General features: G+C 72.7%; 14 protein-coding genes. 7 read left to right on the top strand and 7 right to left on the bottom strand.

Features of this window, described 5'->3' with window-relative positions; translation table 11 throughout:
- Positions 1–18: 18 nt before the first annotated feature.
- Positions 19–900 (bottom strand): 3-methyl-2-oxobutanoate hydroxymethyltransferase, encoded by an 882-nt coding sequence (gene panB / locus ACZ6BG_RS02685; protein WP_468995950.1) that lies wholly within the window; start codon positions 898–900, stop codon positions 19–21.
- Between the two features lie 264 nt (positions 901–1,164).
- On the opposite strand from panB, the gene ACZ6BG_RS02680 reads away from it, so the two are divergent.
- The 4 genes from ACZ6BG_RS02680 (at position 1,165) to ACZ6BG_RS02665 (ending at position 6,194) form a co-directional block, all read left to right on the top strand.
- The gene (locus ACZ6BG_RS02680) at positions 1,165–2,766 is read left to right on the top strand and encodes an MFS transporter (RefSeq protein WP_468995947.1); all 1,602 of its coding nucleotides are present in this window, start codon (positions 1,165–1,167) and stop codon (positions 2,764–2,766) included.
- Positions 2,767–2,837: 71 nt separating this feature from the next.
- The gene (locus ACZ6BG_RS02675) at positions 2,838–3,506 is read left to right on the top strand and encodes a TetR/AcrR family transcriptional regulator (protein WP_468995944.1); all 669 of its coding nucleotides are present in this window, start codon (positions 2,838–2,840) and stop codon (positions 3,504–3,506) included.
- A gap of 269 nt (positions 3,507–3,775) precedes the next feature.
- Positions 3,776–4,798, top strand: a complete 1,023-nt coding sequence (locus ACZ6BG_RS02670; RefSeq protein ID WP_468995941.1) for an endonuclease/exonuclease/phosphatase family protein — start codon at positions 3,776–3,778, stop codon at positions 4,796–4,798.
- 172 nt (positions 4,799–4,970) lie between these two features.
- Positions 4,971–6,194: an MFS transporter gene (locus tag ACZ6BG_RS02665; protein WP_468995934.1), complete on the top strand. Its 1,224-nt coding sequence runs from the start codon at positions 4,971–4,973 to the stop codon at positions 6,192–6,194.
- A gap of 156 nt (positions 6,195–6,350) precedes the next feature.
- Here ACZ6BG_RS02665 and ACZ6BG_RS02660 read toward each other — a convergent pair whose 3' ends face one another.
- From ACZ6BG_RS02660 to ACZ6BG_RS02650, 3 genes are all read right to left on the bottom strand, one after another.
- Positions 6,351–8,102, bottom strand: a complete 1,752-nt coding sequence (locus ACZ6BG_RS02660) for an NAD+ synthase (RefSeq protein WP_468995927.1) — start codon at positions 8,100–8,102, stop codon at positions 6,351–6,353.
- Positions 8,103–8,332: 230 nt separating this feature from the next.
- Positions 8,333–10,051, bottom strand: coding sequence for a multicopper oxidase family protein (locus ACZ6BG_RS02655; protein ID WP_468995923.1), 1,719 nt, complete (start codon positions 10,049–10,051; stop codon positions 8,333–8,335).
- 134 nt (positions 10,052–10,185) lie between these two features.
- Entirely contained in the window at positions 10,186–10,839 is a 654-nt protein-coding gene (locus tag ACZ6BG_RS02650; RefSeq protein ID WP_468995920.1) for a hypothetical protein, read from the bottom strand.
- Between the two features lie 70 nt (positions 10,840–10,909).
- Between ACZ6BG_RS02650 and ACZ6BG_RS02645 the strand changes: the two genes are divergently transcribed.
- The 3 genes from ACZ6BG_RS02645 to ACZ6BG_RS02635 are packed head-to-tail and all read left to right on the top strand — an operon-like array spanning position 10,910 to position 13,999.
- Positions 10,910–12,415 carry an APC family permease gene (locus ACZ6BG_RS02645; RefSeq protein WP_468995915.1) on the top strand — a complete coding sequence of 502 codons (1,506 nt, stop codon included), beginning with the start codon at positions 10,910–10,912 and terminating at the stop codon, positions 12,413–12,415.
- Between the two features lie 13 nt (positions 12,416–12,428).
- Entirely contained in the window at positions 12,429–13,160 is a 732-nt protein-coding gene (locus tag ACZ6BG_RS02640; protein ID WP_468995911.1) for a DUF998 domain-containing protein, read from the top strand.
- A 56-nt stretch (positions 13,161–13,216) separates the two neighbouring features.
- Complete coding sequence (locus tag ACZ6BG_RS02635; protein WP_468995908.1) at positions 13,217–13,999, top strand: alpha/beta fold hydrolase; 783 nt, start codon at positions 13,217–13,219, stop codon at positions 13,997–13,999.
- Positions 14,000–14,343: 344 nt separating this feature from the next.
- On the opposite strand, the gene ACZ6BG_RS02630 is transcribed toward ACZ6BG_RS02635, so the two are convergent.
- The 3 genes from ACZ6BG_RS02630 to ACZ6BG_RS02620 form a co-directional block, all read right to left on the bottom strand.
- On the bottom strand, positions 14,344–15,408 hold the full coding sequence (locus ACZ6BG_RS02630; RefSeq protein ID WP_468995905.1) for a LacI family DNA-binding transcriptional regulator: 1,065 nt from the start codon (positions 15,406–15,408) through the stop codon (positions 14,344–14,346).
- A gap of 131 nt (positions 15,409–15,539) precedes the next feature.
- Positions 15,540–17,216 (bottom strand): extracellular solute-binding protein, encoded by a 1,677-nt coding sequence (locus ACZ6BG_RS02625; protein ID WP_468995902.1) that lies wholly within the window; start codon positions 17,214–17,216, stop codon positions 15,540–15,542.
- A 34-nt stretch (positions 17,217–17,250) separates the two neighbouring features.
- Entirely contained in the window at positions 17,251–18,114 is an 864-nt protein-coding gene (locus ACZ6BG_RS02620) for a carbohydrate ABC transporter permease (protein ID WP_468997869.1), read from the bottom strand.
- Positions 18,115–18,156: the final 42 nt, after the last annotated feature.

Genomic DNA, 18,156 nt, shown 5'->3' with positions numbered 1-18,156 from the left:
GGAGCCGGGGCCAGGGCGTCAGTGGACCGCGTGCTCCGCGGCCGGGAACGCGCCGCCCACCACGTCCTCGGCGAACGCCTTCGCGGCGTCGCCCATCACGCCGCGCAGGTCCGCGTACTGCTTCACGAAGCGCGGCATCTTGCCTCCGGTCAGGCCCAGCATGTCGGTCCACACCAGGACCTGGGCGTCGCAGTCGGAGCCCGCGCCGATGCCCACGGTCGGGATGTGCAGCGACCGGGTGACCTCGGCGGCGAGCTCGGCCGGTACGAGTTCGAGCACCACCGCGAAGGCGCCCGCGGCCTCGGCCGACTTGGCGTCCCGCAGCAGTTGCTGGGCCGCCTCCTCGCCGCGGCCCTGGACGCGGTAGCCCATGGTGTTCACGGACTGCGGGGTCAGGCCCAGGTGGGACATGACGGGGATGCCGGAGCTGACGAGCAGCTCGGTCTGGGCCAGCGAGCGCTCACCGCCCTCCAGCTTCACCGCGCCCACACCGGCCTCCTTGACCAGGCGCGTGGCGGACCTGAGCGCCTGGACGGGGCCCTCCTGGTACGAACCGAAGGGCAGGTCGGCGACGATCAGGGCGCGGCTCGTGCCGCGGACCACGGCCGCGGACAGGACGGCCATCTCGTCGAGGGTCACGGGCACGGTCGTCTCGTACCCCAGGTGGCAGTTGCCCGCCGAGTCGCCGACGAGCATGACCGGGATCCCGGCCTCGTCGAAGACGGACGCGGTCATCGCGTCGTACGCGGTGAGCATGGGCCACTTCTCGCCGCGCTCCTTGGCGGCGGTGATGTCGCGGACGGTGATGCGGCGCGTGCCCTTGCCGCCGTACAGCGCCTTGCTGCTGTCGGACGTCCGCTCCTTGGGGGCGGGGCTCTGGGCAGCCGAAAGCTGCGTCATCGCAACGGCTCCTTCTGTCGTCTCGAGGCGCCCTGACGGCGTCCCCGGATCACGTCCATGGTGGCATCGCGTGCCGCCCGGAGGCTAGGGGGTGTTGTTTCGGCCAATTCCGGCCCGGCTGTGGACGCGGCGGTTTCCTGGGGCGCGGAGGCCTTGGTTCCGGGGGGTGGACGGAAAGATTCCACATGATGGACCGGAAAAGAGCGCGTAAAGCCTTTCCAATACGAGACGGTCTCGTATCGAAATTGGCCTAGGGTGGAGCGCATGACCACACCTGCCGTCCCCGACGCGCCCCGGATACCGGAGGCGGTGCACCGCCGTCGCTGGGCGATCCTCGGCGTCCTCATGCTCAGCCTGCTCATCGTCGTCCTGGACAACTCGATCCTGAACGTCGCCATCAAGACGATCTCGACCCCCGAGCCCACCGGCCTCGGCGCCACCCAGGGCGAGCTCGAGTGGGCCATCAACTCCTACACGCTCGTCTTCGCCGGACTGCTCTTCACCGCGGGCCTGCTCGGCGACCGCCTCGGCCGCAAGAAGGTGCTGCTCGCCGGGCTCGCCGTCTTCGGCATCGGCTCCGCGCTCGCCGCCCAGTCCGGCTCGCCCGCCGAACTCATCGGCTTCCGCGGCCTGATGGGGCTCGGCGCCGCCTTCGTGATGCCCGCGACCCTCGCCGTCCTCATGCATGTCTTCGAGCGCGAGGAGCAGCCCAAGGCCATCGGCATCTGGGCCGCGGGCGTCGGCCTCGCCGTCGCGATCGGGCCCATCACCGGCGGCGTCCTCCTCGACCACTTCTGGTGGGGCTCGGTCTTCCTCATCAACGTGCCGATCGTGATCGTCGCCATCGGCCTGATGATCGTGCTCGTCCCCGACTCCAAGGACCCGAAGCCGGGCCGCATCGACCTCGTCGGCGTCGTGCTCTCCGTCATCGGCCTGGTGCTGCTCGTCTACGGCATCATCAAGGGCGGCCAGCTCGCCGACTTCACCGACCCCGAGGCCCTCGCCACGATCCTCGCGGGCCTGGCCGTGCTCGTCGGCTTCGTCTGGTACGAGAAGCGCAGCGACCACCCGTCCATCGACATCTCGTACTTCAAGAACCGCGTCTTCTCCGCGGCCATCACCGCCATCGCGCTCGTCTTCTTCGCGCTGATGGGCGTCACGTTCTTCGCCGTCTTCTACACCCAGAGCGTGCGCGGGTACTCGCCGCTGGAGACCGGCCTGCTCATGCTGCCGCTCGCCGTCGCCCAGCTGATCTTCGCGCCGCGCGCCCGGCTCGTCGTCGACCGCTTCGGGGTGCGGGCCGTCTGCGCCGGTGGTCTCGCGGTGATCACTCTCACGCTGGTCGCCTTCACCCTCCTCGACGCGGACACGCCCATCTGGGTCATGGAGGTCATCTTCTTCTTCATGGGCGCGGGCATGGCGCACATCATGACGCCCACCAGCGTCGTCATCATGCAGGCGCTGCCCCGCGAGAAGGCGGGCTCCGCGTCCGCCCTCAGCAACACCTTCCGGCAGGTCGGCGGGGCGCTCGGCATCGCCGTCCTCGGGTCCGTCCTCTCCGCGGCCTACCGCGGCGGCGTCGAGGACGAGCTGAAGGTGCTGCCGCCCGGGGCGCGGCACACCGCGGGCGAGTCCATCGAGGCGACGCTCGGGGTGGCCGGGCGGCTCGGCGGGCGGGGTGAGGCCCTGGTCTCCGCGGCCAACGACTCGTTCCTGCACGCCATGCACATCACCGCGCTGTGCGGCGCGGGGGTCGCCCTGGTGGGCGTGCTCGTCGTCTCCCTGTACCTGCCGGGCAAGCCGCCCGAGGAAGCGGTGCCCTCGTCGGACGCTCCCGCCCCCGACCGGGTGGGCGCCGACCACTGAGGGCGCGGCCCCGGGCCGACGGCATCGTGAGGACGACGGTGCCCCTGGTCCCGCGACGGGGACCAGGGACAATGCGGGGGACGCAGACCGCAGAGGAGTCGAACATCGTGGAGCAGGGCCGCACCGGCAAGGCCGAGGGCGACACCGCCAAGGGCGCAGGCGCCAGAGGCCGTCCCCGGAGCGAGGCCGTGGAACGCGCGATCATCGAGGGCGTCATCAAGCTCATCGAGGACGGCGTCCCCCTCGCGGAGCTGTCCATCGAGCGCGTCGCCCGCACCGCGGGGGTGGGCAAGGCCACCATCTACCGCCGCTGGAGCGGCAAGGAGGAGATGTTCGTCGACGTCCTGCGCACCCTGGAGGAGCCCCCCGCCGAACTCCCCGGCACCTCCATGCGCGACGACCTCGTCGCCCTCGTCGAACACATCCGCCGCCGCGGCCTCACCATGCGCTCGTCCGCGATCCTGCACAACGTCTTCGCGCAGATGAAGAGCCTGCCGAAACTGTGGGAGGCCTACCACAAGACGGTCATCGACCCGCAGCGCCGCGTCTCCTTCGAGGTGCTGCGCCGCGGCGTGGAGACCGGCGAACTCCGCGCGGACGTCGACATCGTGCTCGCCAACGAACTGTTCGTCGGCCCCATGCTCGTACGCAGCGTGCTGCGCCCCGACGCCCCGCTGGACGAGGACCTGCCGGTGCGCATCGTCGACCTGGTCCTCGAAGGACTGCGGCCCGCGAAGTGAACGCTCGGCCGCGCGCGTGGCGTTCGCCACCCTCGCCGCGGCCGTCCGCCCCTTGCCCCCGTCGGCCGCCTGCGCCACGCCCCATGGACGATGTGCGCGTTTCGTCACAGAGGCCGTGCCTCGCGCACACATCCGGAACCTTGCGAGCCCGTCCGGTCGTCCTCGTGCCCGTACGGCCGTCCCCGGACGGCGGAGGAGACACGCGATCATCGCCTAGGGTGCAGGGGCGGGGAGACGGTGTGCACGGCAGTCAGTGAGGCGACGAGAGTATGGCGCAGGCGTACAAGGCGGAGACGGACAGCGGCGGCTCGGAGCCCGAGCGCCGGACCTCCGGACTGCGGCGCCTGGCCGACGGATGGCGGGGCGACCCCGGCATCTGGCGGCGCGGGCTGATCACGGCGGGGATCGCGGTCCTCATCGGTCTCGTGATGCTGCTGCACGCCCAGATCCCCAACGGCGTCGGCAACCTCGGCAGCCTCACCGAGACCTTCCTGCCCTGGCTCGGTGTGTTCGTCCCGGTCCTGCTCGTCATCGCCGTCGTCCGCAAGTCCGCGACGGCCCTGATCGCGCTCGTGCTGCCGGTGGCCGTCTGGTTCAGCGCCTTCGGCGGGCTCATCACCGACAAGTCCGGCGGCGGCGGCGACCTGACCGTCGCCACGCACAACGTGAACGCCGACAACCCCGACCCGTCCGGCACCGCCCGCGACGTCGCCGCGTCCGGCGCGGACGTCGTCGCCCTGGAGGAACTCACCGCCGCCGCCGTGCCCACGTACGAGAAGGCGCTCGCCGGCACGTACAAGTACCACTCGGTGCAGGGCACCGTCGGCGTCTGGAGCAAGTACCCGCTGACCGGGACCAAGCCCGTCGACATCAAGCTCGGCTGGACGCGCGCGATGCGCACCACCGTCGACACGCCCAAGGGGCAGGTCGCGGTGTACGTGGCGCACCTGCCGTCGGTGCGGGTCAAGCTCGACGCGGGCTTCACGGCCGGGCAGCGCGACGACAGCGCCGACGCGCTCGGCGAGGCCATCTCCGACGAGCGGCTCGGCAAGGTCGTGCTGCTCGGCGACCTGAACGGCACCATGAACGACCGCGCCCTGAACGCCGTCACCTCTCAGCTGCGCTCCACGCAGGGCGCCGCGGGCGACGGGTTCGGCTTCAGCTGGCCCGCCTCGTTCCCGATGGCCCGCATCGACCAGATCCTGGTCAAGGGTGTCGAGCCGGTGTCCTCCTGGACCCTGCCGGAGACGGGCAGCGACCACCTGCCGGTGGCCGCGAGCGTCGACCTCTGACCGTCATCCGCCCTTAACCTCGCGGAATACTCGGGCCGGGAGCCTTTGTTTCGACGGTAAACTTACGGATTCGGCTTCGTGTCGAGCGGTGGTACGGATCCGTCGGTGGTACGGATCCGGATTCCGTACGTCCGCCGTCTCGCGCCCCCGTCCCCCGGAAGGTACGTCCCTCATGCCCCTGGCCCTGCTCGCCCTCGCCGTGGGCGCCTTCGGCATCGGCACCACCGAGTTCGTGATGATGGGCCTGCTGCCCAACGTCGCGGACGACCTGCACATATCCATCCCCACCGCCGGGCACCTCGTCTCCGCGTACGCCCTCGGCGTCGTCATCGGCGCCCCGCTGCTCGCCGCCGTCACCGCGAAGCTGCCCCGGCGGCGCGTCCTCATCGGCCTGATGGCCCTCTTCGTCGTCGGCAACGCGGTGTCCGCCGCCGCGCCCGACTACCACTGGCTGATGGTGGCCCGCTTCGTGAGCGGCCTTCCGCACGGCGCGTTCTTCGGCGTCGGCGCGGTCGTCGCCACCGGGCTCGTCGGGCCCGAGCGCAAGGCCCGCTCCGTCTCCCTGATGTTCCTCGGGCTCACCGTCGCCAACGTCGTCGGCGTGCCCGTCGCCACCCTCATGGGGCAGCAGCTCGGGTGGCGCGCCACCTTCCTCGCCGTCAGCGCCATCGGGCTCGCCGCCATCGCCGCGCTCGCGCTCCTCGTACCCGCCGACCACGGCCACGGCGAGAACGCCGGGCTCCGCGGGGAGCTGCGCGCCCTCGGCTCGCTGCCCGTCTGGCTCGCCCTCGGTACGACCGTCGCGGGCTTCGGCGCCCTCTTCGCCGCCTACAGCTACGTCACCCCGATGCTCACCGACTCCGCCGGGTTCGCCGAGGCCAGCGTCACGCTGCTGCTCGCCCTCTTCGGCGTCGGCGCGACCGCGGGCAACCTGCTCGGCGGGCGGCTCGCCGACCACTCCCTGCGCGGCACCCTCTTCGGCGGGCTCGGCGCGCTCGTCCTCGTCCTGCTCCTCTTCCCCGTCCTCATGCGGGCCGAGTGGAGTGCGGCTGTGGGCGTGACGCTGCTCGGGATGGCCGCGTTCACGACGGGGTCGCCCCTGCAGTTGATGGTCATGGAGAAGGCCGCCGCCGCGCCGTCCCTCGCCTCCTCCGCCAACCAGGCCGCCTTCAACCTCGCCAACGCCGGTGGTGCCTGGATCGGTGGGCTCGCCCTCGCCGCGGGCTTCGGCGTCACGTCCCCCGCCGTGGCCGGGGCGGCGCTTGCCGTCTTCGGCATCGGGGTGGCGTCCGTGGCGTACGCGGTCGACCGCGGCCGCGAGGTCGGGCCGGGGGCCTCGGGGCGTCTGGTGGCCGAGCACGTCCCCTCGGCCCCGGCCGACGCGCCCCACCCGTAACCAGGCCCGGGGCACCCCCGATCGGCGGTGCCCCCGTCCCGCCCGAAGGGAACATCCACCCCCGGGGTCCAGGGGCGCAGCCCCCCGCGCGGCGGAGCCGCACATCGACACAGCCGGGAAGGGGCGGGATCGGGGAGCCCCCGGCAGGGACCCCGGTCAAGCCGTCTCGCGCCAGTGGTTGGTGATCGGCAGCCGCCGGTCCTTGCCGAAGCCCTTGGGGGAGATCTTGGTGCCGGGCGGGTACTGCCGCCGCTTGTACTCGGCTGTGTCCACCATGCGAAGCGTCTTCGCGACGAGCTCCGCGTCGAACCCGGCGGCGACGATCTCATCGGCCCCCTGATCCCGGTCGACGTACAGTTCGAGGATCCCGTCGAGCACGGGATAGTCGGGCAGCGAGTCGGTGTCCACCTGGTCGGGCCGAAGCTCCGCGCTGGGCGGCTTGCTGATGGAGTTCTCGGGGATCGGCGGCGTCTGCCCGCGCGAGCGGGCCGCCTCGTTGCGCCACCGCGCCAAGCGGAAGACAGCGGTCTTGTAGACGTCCTTGATGGGCCCGTACGCCCCGACCGAGTCGCCGTACAGCGTCGAATACCCCACGGCCAGCTCGGACTTGTTGCCGGGCGCGAGCACGATGTGCCCCTCCTGGTTGGAGAGCGCCATGAGCATGGTCCCGCGCAGCCGCGACTGCAGGTTCTCCTCGGCGAGCCCGGTGAGGCCGAGGGACTCCATGTAGGCGTCGAACATCGGCGCGATGGGGACGTTGCGCAGATTCAGCCCCGTACGCCGCGCCAACTCCTCGGCGTCACCGACGGAGTGCTCGGACGAGTACCGCGACGGCATCGCGACCCCATGCACGTGCTCCGCCCCGAGCGCGTCGCACGCGATCGCCGCCGTCAGCGCGGAGTCGATGCCTCCGGAGAGCCCGATGAGCACGGAGCGGAATCCGTTCTTGGTGACGTACGCCCGCAGCCCCACGACGAGCGCCGAGTACGTCTCCTCGTCGTCGTCGAGCCGGTCCGCGTACCCGCCGTCGAACTCCGCCTCGTACGCGGGCAGCGGCTCCGCGGACAGCGTGACGTGCTCGACGCGCAGGCCGTCGTCGACGACGCCCTCCGGCACCGGCCCGGCGGCGGGCAGCTCCAGGTCGAGGACCACGCACCCCTGCGCGAACTGCGGCGCCCGCGCGACGACTTCGCCGTCCTTGTCCACGACGATGGAGTCCCCGTCGAAGACCAGCTCGTCCTGGCCGCCCATCATCGCGAGGTACGCGGTCGTGCAGCCCGCCTCCTGCGCGCGCTTGCGCACCAGCTCCAGGCGCTCGTCGTCCTTGTTCTGCTCGTACGGCGAGGCGTTGATGGACAGCAGCAGTCCCGCCCCCGCCGTGCGCGTCGCCGGGACGCGGCCGCCGTCCTGCCAGAGGTCCTCACAGATCGCGAGCGCCACGTCGACGCCGTGCACGCGGACGACGGGCAGGGTCTCGCCCGGCACGAAGTACCGGAACTCGTCGAAGACGCCGTAGTTGGGGAGGTGGTGCTTGGAGAAGGTCAGCGCCACCTCGCCGCGGTGCAGCACCGCGCCCGCGTTGCGGGGGGCTCCGGCGGGCTGGCCGTAGCGCGGCTTGGCCTCCTCCGTGCGGTCCAGGTAGCCGACCACCACGGGGAGTTCGCCGAGGCCCTCGTCGTGGAGGCGGGCCGCGAGGGCGCGCAGCTCCCGGCGGGAGGCGTCGACGAAGGACGCGCGCAGGGCGAGGTCCTCCACGGGGTAGCCGGTCAGCGCCATCTCGGGGAACGCGGCCAGGTGCGCTCCCTGCTCGGCGGAGTGCCGGGTCCAGTGGACGATCGCCTCGGCGTTCTGGGAGAGATCGCCGACGGTCGAGTCGATCTGATTCAGGGCGAGGCGTAGTTGAGGCACGTCGCCCAGTCTAATCGTCAAAGCGACGCGATGCCCCCGGTGGACGGGTGTGGGGCGGCCCACGTGGGGCGTGGGACACGGCGGCCGGATGCGCCCCGGCGCCGGGTGGGCGCGGGGGCGCACCCAGGCGGCTGCCGGGGGCGCGCCCGGGGTGCGGGGGCCGTGACCCGCACCCCGGGGAGCGGTCGGCTCCCGTGCCGACCGCCGTCGGTGCCGGTGCCCCGGCACCCTCAGGAGCGGTAGCCGAGCACCGTCATCATCCCCGCCTCCGCGTGGTAGACGTTGTGGCAGTGGATCATCCACAGGCCGGGGTTGTCCGCGTCGAAGTCCACCGTCAGCGTGCCGTTCGGCAGCACGACCGCCGTGTCCTTGCGGGGGCGTCCGGGGGCGCCCGCCAGGGCGAACGTGTGGCCGTGCAGATGGAGCGGGTGCCACATCGTGGTGCCGTTGGTGAACGCGATCCGGACGCGCTCCCCGGCGCGGACCGGGTGCCGACCGGCGGGGGAGTAGGGCTTCCCGTCGAAGGCCCAGTCGTACTTCGCCATGCCGCCCGTCAGCCGGATCCTGACCGTGCGGTCCGGCTCGCGGTCGTCCAGGGCCACGGAGTCGTCGGCCGTGAGCCGGTCGGCCAGGAGCACCCGGCCCGTCAGCTCCTTGGGGCGCGCCGACGCGGGCGGCGGCGCGCCCCCGCCCGTGCGGAGCAGCGCCCGGGCCGCCGCCTTCTTGCCCTCGGCCACTGCCGTCAGCGGGAACACGCCGTCCTTGACGGTGACCAGGACGTCGTACCGCTCGCCCATGCCGATGAGCAGCGCGTCGGCCTTCTTGGGCCGCACCGGGAAGCCGTCCGTGTGCGTCACCGTCAGCTCATGGCCGCCGAGCGCCACCCGGAAGGCCGTGTCGCCGCCCGCGTTGATCAGACGGATGCGGACGCGGTCGCCGGGGCGGGCGCGGAAGGTCGTGGGGGACTCGGGGGTGCGGCCGTTGAGCACGTAGTGGGGGTAGGCCACGTCGCCCGCGTCCGGCCCGAGGATGTCGCTCTTGGCGCCCATCATCATCCGGGAGGGCCCGGCCGGGCCGCTCGGCTCTGCGGTGTCCTTGGACCGGGGCCGCGTCATCGACATGTGGGACATGTCGTGCCCGCCCCCGCCCCCGCCGCCGCTCCCGCCGTGGTCCATCCCGGCCCGCAGCTCCTTCAGGACGGCGTCCGGCGTGGAGCCGTCCACCCCGTCGACCCAGTCGTCCAGGACGACGACCCACTCCTTGTCGTACTCCAGGGGCTCCTTGGGGTCGTCGACGATCAGGGGTGCGTAGAGCCCCCGGTCCTGCTGGGTGCCCGCGTGGGGGTGGAACCAGTACGTCCCCGGGTGCGGGACCTTGAAGCGGTACGTGAAGTCGGCGCCGGGGCGGATCTCTCGCTGGGTGAGGGCGGGGACGCCGTCCATGTCGTTGCGCAGGGCGAGGCCGTGCCAGTGCAGGGTGGTGGGCTCGGGGAGGTGGTTGGCGAGGGTGAGGGCGAGGGTGTCGCCCGCGGTGACGCGGACCTCCTTGCCGGGCAGGTCCTCGCCGTACGCCCACGTGCGCACCGTGGGGCCGCCCAGGTCGAGCGTGGCCGGAGCGGCCGTGAGTCGCAGCTTCCGGACCCTGCCGCCGCCGGGGCGCCTGCGCTCCGCGGCGGCGACCTCCCGGCCGGTGGGCGTCACATAGCCCTTCGGGGGCGCGGAAGGGCCGCCCTGGCCGCCGCCCCCGTGCCCGGAGTGGGAGCCGTCGCCTGAACAGGCCGTCACAAGTCCCGTGCCGACGGCGGCGATCGCGGCGCCGAGCAGCGTCCGGCGCGAGGCGTCAGGGATGCGGGGCGTGCCCGAAGAACGGGGCGTGCCCGAAGAACGGGGCGTGCCCGAAGGCTGGGGCGTGCCCGATGACTGGGGGGTGCGTGAGATGGGTGTGCGCATGGTTGGTGAACACCTCGTCTGTGTGGTGCGTGCAGAAGGGCGCGTCTGCTGCTTCTGGTACACCGCTCACCGCCCGGAGGTTCCCTTTCCGTCTCCGGGGCGTGCGGGCGGCGCGAAACAGCCGGTGCGGCGGCCTATACGCGCAGCACGGCGAGACGGGTGAGGAGGGCGCGGGGTGGCGGGGGATTCGGCCGCAGGGCGTCGAGGAGCCGGGCGAGGCCGGGTACGTGCACGGGGGCGCCCCACGGCCGGTGGCGGACCGCCGCGTGCAGCAGGGCGAGGGTGAGGGCGGCGCCGAGGACGGCCAGGCAGACGGAGAGGGGGTCCATGCCGGAGTCGTGCCCGCCGGCCGGGCCGCCTGCCGCCGGGTCGATGGCCTTCGATCCCTTGCCCTTCGATCCCTTGACCTCCGGGCCGATGCCTTCCGGGCCGATGGCGCTCGGGCCCGTGGCCGCGTGACTCACCGCCGTCGGGTTCTCGGCCGTCGGGCTCACCGTCGTCGAGCTCGCGGTCATCGGGCTCACGGCCGTTGGATGCACGGCCGTCGAGCCCATCGCCCCGCGGGCGTGCCCGCCCCCGCTCGCCCCGCGCGCGTGCTCACCACCGCTCTCCACGCGCGCGTGCCCACCGCCCGCCATCACCCCCGCGTGCCCGCCCGCGGTAGCCCGTTCGGCGCTCGCCCCGTGCTCCCGGGGATGACCCAGCGAATGCATCGCCACGATGCCGAAGAGCAGCGCGAGGAGCAGGGCGAGCCGGCTCGCGCGCGTCGTCGGACTCTTCGGGGTCACGGCCCGGAGCCTACCCCTCCTGGGTATCGGGTGACATGCGGCCCCGGCATCCTCCGACGATCATGGGCCCATGACGACCACGGACAGACCCGGTCAGAACGGGGCGACACCCGGGGCCGCGGCGGCGGAGGAGGTGGCCGCGCTCGCCTCGGACCCGGGCGCCGACACCGGGACCAAGCGGCAGTTCATCTCCTGGCTGACGCTCGCCCTCATGACCACCGCGTCGGTGGCCAGCCTGCGCCCGTCCCCGTCGATGGCCCTGTACGGCCTCGCCGCGGTCTTCCTCTATCTGCTGCCCGCCCTGGTCTTCCTGCTGCCCACCGCCCTCGTCGGCGCCGAGCTGGCCTCCGGCTGGACCGGCGGCATCTACCGCTGGGTCAGCGAGGCCCTGGGCAAGCCGCTGGGGTTCGTCGCGGTGTGGTGCCAGTTCGCGATGACCATCGCGTACTACCCGAGCCTGCTCGCGTACGTCGCCTCCACGTTCGCGTACGTCGTGCACCCGAGCCTCGCCGAGGACGGCCTCTACGTGGCCATCGTCATCGTCGTCATCTACTGGACCGGGGTGTGGGTGACCTCGCGCGGCACGAAGACCGTCGCGGGCCTCTCCTCGCTCGGCCTGGTGATCGGCACGCTGGTGCCCGGTGTCGTCCTCGTCGCGCTCGGCATCGTCTTCCTGGGGCAGGGCAACGCCTCCGAGGCGCCGATGAGCGCCGACCACTGGCTGCCGCCGTGGACGGGCCTGGCCAGCCTCGTCCTCATCGTCAACAACTTCCTGTCGTACGCGGGCATGGAGATGAACGGCGTGCACGTCTCCTCGCTGCGGCACCCGCGCGCCGAGTACCCGCGCTCGGTCTTCCTGGCCACCGGGCTCGTCCTGCTGATCTTCATCCTTCCGGCCCTGGCCATCAGCTGGGTCATGCCGGCCTCCGAACTCAGCCTCACGGCCGGTCTGATGCAGGCCTTCCAGGCGTTCTTCGACCACTTCCACGTCGGCTGGATGACCAAGGTCGTCGGCGTCATGCTGGTGCTCGCGGCACTCGGCGGGATGCTCACGTGGCTGGCCGGACCCGCCAAGGGGCTGGTGACGCTGGCCCGGCAGGAGGGGTATCTGCCGCCGTTCCTGCAGAAGTTCAACCGGCACGGCGTCCCGCTCAACATCATGGTCGCGCAAGGGGTCGTGACCACCCTCATCGGCGTCCTCTACGCGTTCAGTGACGACGTGTCCAGCGCGTACTGGATGTTCTCCGTCATCACCGTGCAGATCTACCTCATCGCCTATCTGCTGATGTTCGTGGCCGTGGTGCGGCTGCGCGCCACCCAGCCGCACGTGCGGCGCGGCTTCGTGGTGCCCGCCGTGACGCTGGTCGCAGGGGTCGGCTTCGTCGCCTCGGCCTGCGCGCTCGGCATCGGCTTCGTACCGCCCGACCAGTTCGGGAACGCGCCCCTGTGGCGCTATCTGCTCATCGTCGGCGGCGGGCTCCTCGCGCTCGGCGTCGTCGCGCCCGCCGCCTTCCTCAAGTACCGCAGACCGGAGTGGATTCACCCTGACCACCAGCGCACGAACGCCACGGACTAGCCTTTGTCCCCCTGTGTCTCCCGAGCGCCCCGCCGCCGGAGCCCGCCGCGGCGCCCGCACGGCCGTCGCGGTCCTCCTCGCGGTCGGCGCCCTCGCCTACACCACCTGGGCCCTCGAAGCGTTCCTGCCGACCGGGCTCTCGCCGCTGCGGTCGTACGTCAGTGAACTCGCCGCAGAGGACCAGCCGTACGGGACGTTCTTCCGCTCCCTGGACTTCGGGGCGGGCGTGCTGGTGTGCGCCGGTGCGGTCCTCGCGCCGCTGCGGCGCGTCCGGCCCGCCGGGCTCTCGCGCGGCCTCGCCCGCCTGACCGCCCTCGGGTGGGCCGGCGTCGCGGTCTTCGGCGCGGCCACCGCGGCCGACTCGCGGCTCCCGCTGAGCTGCGCGCCCACCGCGGACGCGGCCTGCGCGGCCCGGGAGCGGGCCGGGCTCGTGCCGACGGCGCACTCCGCGCACGCCGTCAGCAGCAGTGTCGCGGTGGCGGGGGCGCTGGTGGGGATGGTGCTGCTCACGGTGGTGGTACGCAGGGTCGGGGCGCGCGCCGGGGTCCGCGCGGGCGGGCTCCTCACCCTCCTGCTCGGCGTCGAACTGGCCGCCACCGTGTGGACGCTGGCGGCCGTCGCCGCGTTCGACGCCGGTCAGGGAACCTGGGGGCTCGGGGTCGCGCAGCGCCTCCAGTTGCTCACGATCGCGGTGTGGCTGGTGGTGGTGGCGTGGCTGGTACGGCGATCCGGGCCACGGGGGTGAGGGCGGCGAAGCCGTCCAGGGGCTTCTTCGTACGGATCGGAGGAGTGCCGCACCACGTGGACGTGACCGGGGACGGGCCCGTGTGCGTGCTCAGCGCGGGGCTCGGCCTCGCCTGGCGGGAGTGGGACCCCGTGGTGGCGCTCCTCGCCCCGTCCCGCACCGTCGTCCGCTTCGACCGGCCCGGGCTCGGGCTCAGCGGGCCCGCGCGGGGGGCGCCCACGCTGGCGGGGGAGGCCGAGCGGATCGGGCTCGTCCTTGACGCGGTGGGGCTCGGCGGGGCGGCGGTGACCGTCGTGGGGCACTCGCTCGCCGGGTTCCACGTGGAGGCGTTCGCACGGCTCCGTCCTCGGCGGACGGCCGGGGTGGTGCTGGTCGACTCCAGCGTGGAGGAGCCTGCGCGGGCCGTTCCCTGCCGGGCCGCGCGGGTGGCTGCCGCCCGGGCCTGCGGGGCGGTGCTCGGCGCGGCCGGGGTGCCGCTCGTGCTGGGCCCGCCCGCGCGGTGGCTTGCGGGGCGCCCCGCCCCACGGGAGCTGCGCTCGCTCTACGGCACGAGTCGGGTGTGGCGTGCGGGGCTCCTTGAGTACGCGACGTACGCCGACGTGGCGCACGAACTCGCGGTGCTGCGGCGCGGGACACGACTGCCCGCCGGGGCCCCGGTGACGGTCCTCGCGGCGTCGACCTCCCGGACGCCCTGGTCCGACCCCTGGCTGACCCGCCAACGCGCCTTGGCCGCGACGCTGGGGGCGACCTACCGCGCCCTGGCCCCGGCGGGCCACCTCTTGATGCGGGCCCGCCCGGACGAGGTGACCGAGGCAATCCTCGCGACGAGCCAGGCCTGACGGCGCTGCCGGAGTGGGTGGTGCCCACGCTTCCCTCATCGCTCTCTGGGCAGACCAACTGCCCACAGCTGGGGGCGGCAGATCGCAGCGAGGCACCCCTGGCACCCAGGGGCGAGCCGTCCCGGACCCCAGCCCCGAGCCCTCCCTCCTCCCCCCCCGAACCCCAGCGACGCCACTCAACCGTTGCCGCACCGGCACCCCGGTCGGCGTCTCCGTGGCGTCGGCGGAGGGATGGACTGCTGCCAGAAGCCCGTCGTGTGGGGTGAACGGGTGAACGGGTGGGCGGGTGGGGCATATCCGCCGCGGAGCGGCGGGACTGGAGCGGCGCCGACGCGCCCGACGCGTCAGGCGCGCCCCCGAACCACGGCAAGACGCCGAACGCTCGCGCGGACCACGATGTGTGTGCCCAGGACGTGCCGCTCGGGCCCGGACCGCGGCGGCGCCCCCGCGAGGGCGAGGCGGACGGCGGTGCGCCCCATCTCCTCGGCGGGGATGTGGACGGTGGTGAGCCCGGGCGTGACGTCGGAGGCGACGGGATCGTCGTTGTAGCCGACGACGGAGACGTCCTCGGGGACGGAGAGCCCGTACTCCCGCAGCGCGACCACCGTGGCCGCCGCCACCCGGTCGTCCCCGGCGAACACGGCGGTGAACTCCGGCTTCCCGTCGGCGGCCCGCAGCAGATCCCGGATCGCCTCGTACCCGTGGTGCGGCCCGAACCCCACCCCGTGCACGATCGCGTCGGACCGCGGCACCCCGTGGTCGTCGAGGGCCCGCAGATACCCGTGGACCCGGTCCTCCCCGGTGGTGTTGCCGGGCTGGTAGCCGATGAGGGCGATGCGCCGGTGCCCGGCACCCAGGAGATGGCTGGTGATGGCGTAGGCGCCCGCCTCGTTGTCGTACTCGACGACGAGGGCGGGCACGTCGGGCGCGGGCGCGGGCCGGCCGCACAGCACGAGCCGGGAGCCCGCGGCGGCGAGGGCCTCGGCGTACCGGGCCATCCGCTCCCGGTACTCGTCGTCCTCGATGACCCCGCCGACGAGGACGACCGCCTCGGCGGCCTGCTCCCGCATCATCTGCACCAGCGCCAGCTCCCGCGCGGGATCGCTGCCGGTGGAGGCGACGAGCGTGAGCCGTCCGTGCCGGGCGGCCTCCATCTCGACGCCCTGTGCGACGTGCGCGTAGAACGGGCTCAGCACGTCGTAGGTGAGCACGGCGATGGTCTTGCGCCCGGCGCCCGCCAACGCGCGCGCGTGCGCGTTGACGACGTAGTCCAGTTCCTTCACGGCCCGCTGCACCTTCGCCCGCGAGGTCGCGGACGTCGGATAGTTGCCCGCGAGGACCCGCGAGACGGTCGCCACGGAGACCCCCGCGCGTGCGGCGACTTCGCGGATGGTGACCCGTTCCCCCACTGTTGCCTCTCCTCAACTCGCTTGGCCCCGGCCGCCCTTGGACGGCGGACGACGCCCACGCGACACACGGACAGCGCGTCCGGGACGGACCGGCGCCCGCCCGTGACCATCATCGCGCCCCCGCCACCGCCTCAGTGCGCCGCCTCGTACTCCTCCCCGAACTCCTCGGCGCACTTGTCGCCGCCCTGCGACCGCCACTTGCGGTGGACGTCGTCCCAGGAGGACAGGCTCTTGCGGCCGGAGACGACGGCCGTCACCCCGTCCTCGACGATCTGCTGCAGCGACGCGCCGACCCGGTTGAAGGTCGCCGACTGCAGCCCCCAGCGGTCGTTGGGCACGAGCAGCGGCACGACCTTCTTCTCCCAGGCGTGCAGCCGCTTCGTGAGGTCGGCCTGCCCGGGGAAGTACAGCGGCTGCGGGGCGTCCATCAGATACGGGAACGGCAGGTTCGTGCGGGACTCGACGAGGCCGCGCTCCGTGGGGATCGGATCGCCCGCCTTGTCGAACCGGAAGTGGGTGCCCTCCACTCCGTAGTGACTCAGCTGGTACTCCTTGGAGCCGAACGGCGAGGCCAGCCAGTCGAGGACGCGCAGCATGAGCCGGACGCGCTCCTTGGACGCCTTCTTGACGACGGTGTAGCCGAAGCAGCCGCGGTTCTGCTGGTAGACGGGCGTCGCGCCGGGCACTTCGTAGGGCACGGCGGCGTCCAGGGTGTACGCGTCCTTGATGCCTTGCGCGTTGGAGAGCACCGCGCCCCAGCCGTCCGTCATGGAGCGGACGGTGCCGTTGTAGAACTGCGTCTTCAGGTCGACCTGGGAGATCGAGGTGGCGTCGGAGTTGTAGGCGCCGTCGGCCCGCAGCCGCGCCATGAACTCCAGGGCGGCCTTGAACTCCTCGGTGCCGTACATGGGCGTGATCCGGCCGTCCTTGATCCGCCACTCGTTGGGCGCCCCGTGCCACATGGCGTGGTAGAGGTAGCTGTAGTAGCTGACGGTCGAGGTGCCGAGCATGTGCTTGCCGCCGCCGGAGCCCTCCTTGGCCATCGCCCGGAAGTCCGGCGCCGACATGCCGGGCCGGTAGCCCGCCTTGTCGAAGGCCTCGCGGTTGATGAACATCGCGCCCTGCACCTTGGCCCGCTCGACCGGCAGCCCGTAGAGCCGGCCCCCGATCCGGCCCATGCCCTCCCAGGCGTACGTGGGGATGCCCGCGAGGTTCGGGTAGTCCTTGACCGCGTCGCCCGACAGATGCTCCGACAGGTCGGCGCAGCGGGCCTTCACGAACTGCGCCTCGCGCGGCAGGACGTATCCGCCGCCGATGTTGATGAGGTCCGGCAGGTCGTCGCTGTCGCCCGCCATGAGCGTCGCCATCTTCGAGCGGAAGTCCGCGTCCGGCACGACCGTGAACTCGACCTCGACGCCGAGGGCCTCGTTCATCGCCTGCCAGTACTTGTTGGACCCGGCGGGCTTCGGCGGGGTGCCGTACGTGATGGACAGGACGCGGATCTTCTCCTTGCCGGTGCCCGGCTTGCCGTCCGTCGCCGTCACCAGGCGCCGCGGATACGAGGTGAAGCCCGCCTGCACGCCCGCGGCGCTGGGCGGGAGGTCGGGCGCCGGGCCCCTGGTCGGGGTGAAGGTGGGCCAAGGGGCCATCTTCTTCCCGGCGTTGGACACGTCACCGCCGCCGCCCGAGCCGGTGGAGCAGCCGGTGAGGACGGCGGGGGCGGCGAGGGCGGCGCCGCCGACGGCGATCGAGCGCAGCAGCGCCCGGCGCCCCATGGGGAGGCGCGAGGAACCCTGGGAACCAGACACGAGGTCAACCTTTCGGCGGGTACGGGGAGGTGGCTCAGCTCTTGATGGCGCCGGTGAGCACGCCCTTGGTGAAGTACTTCTGCAGGAAGGGGTAGACGAGCAGGATCGGCACGGTCGCGATCACGAGGACGGCCATCTGTGTCGTCTGCGGGGCGGAGACCTGGCCCGCCTCGCTCAGGCCGGTGTCGGCGATCTGGGAGCCGCCGATGACGTACGTACGCAGGACCTGCGACAGCGGCCAGTGGTCGGACTCCAGGTAGATCGAGGCATGGAACCAGGCGTTCCAGTAGCTCACCGCGTAGAACAGCGAGACCACCGCGAGCGCCGCCTTCGACAGCGGGAGCACGACCCGCCACAGGATCTGCCAGTCGTTCGCGCCGTCCAGGCGCGCCGCCTCGTACAGCTCCTCGGGGATGCCCTGGAAGAAGCCGCGCAGGACGATCAGGTTGAAGACGTTGATGAGCACGGGCGCGATCAGGGCCGCGTACGTGTCCATCATGCCCATGCCCTTGACCAGGAGGAACGCCGGGATCATGCCGGGCGGGAAGAGGAACGTGAACAGGATGAGGAGCAGCACCGGCTTGCCGCCGAAGACGCCGGGGCGGGCGAGGGCGTAGGCGAGGAAGGTGGTGCAGGCGAGTGAGAAGAGGGTGCCCGCGGCCGTCAGGGCGACGCTCACGCCGAGTGCCTTGGTGACGATGCCGCCGCTGAGGACGGTGCGGTAGGCGCGCAGGGTCGGCTCGCTCGGCCACAGCACCCAGCCGCCGTTGTCGACGACCTCCCGGTTGGACGCGAGCGACGTCGAGACGATCACCAGGAAGGGGATCAGGACGAGGGCGAGGACGACGGCGACCGCCAGGCCCTTGGCGGCCTTGGTGAGCGGCCGCGGCCGCTCCATCCAGGCGGGGCGGACGACTTGGGGCGTGCGCGGCTTCCGCGG

The sequence above is a fragment of the Streptomyces sp. NPDC041205 genome (assembly GCF_055591765.1).
Note: the sequence above shows the minus strand (reverse complement) of the source record. Positions and strands in the feature narration are given on the sequence as shown.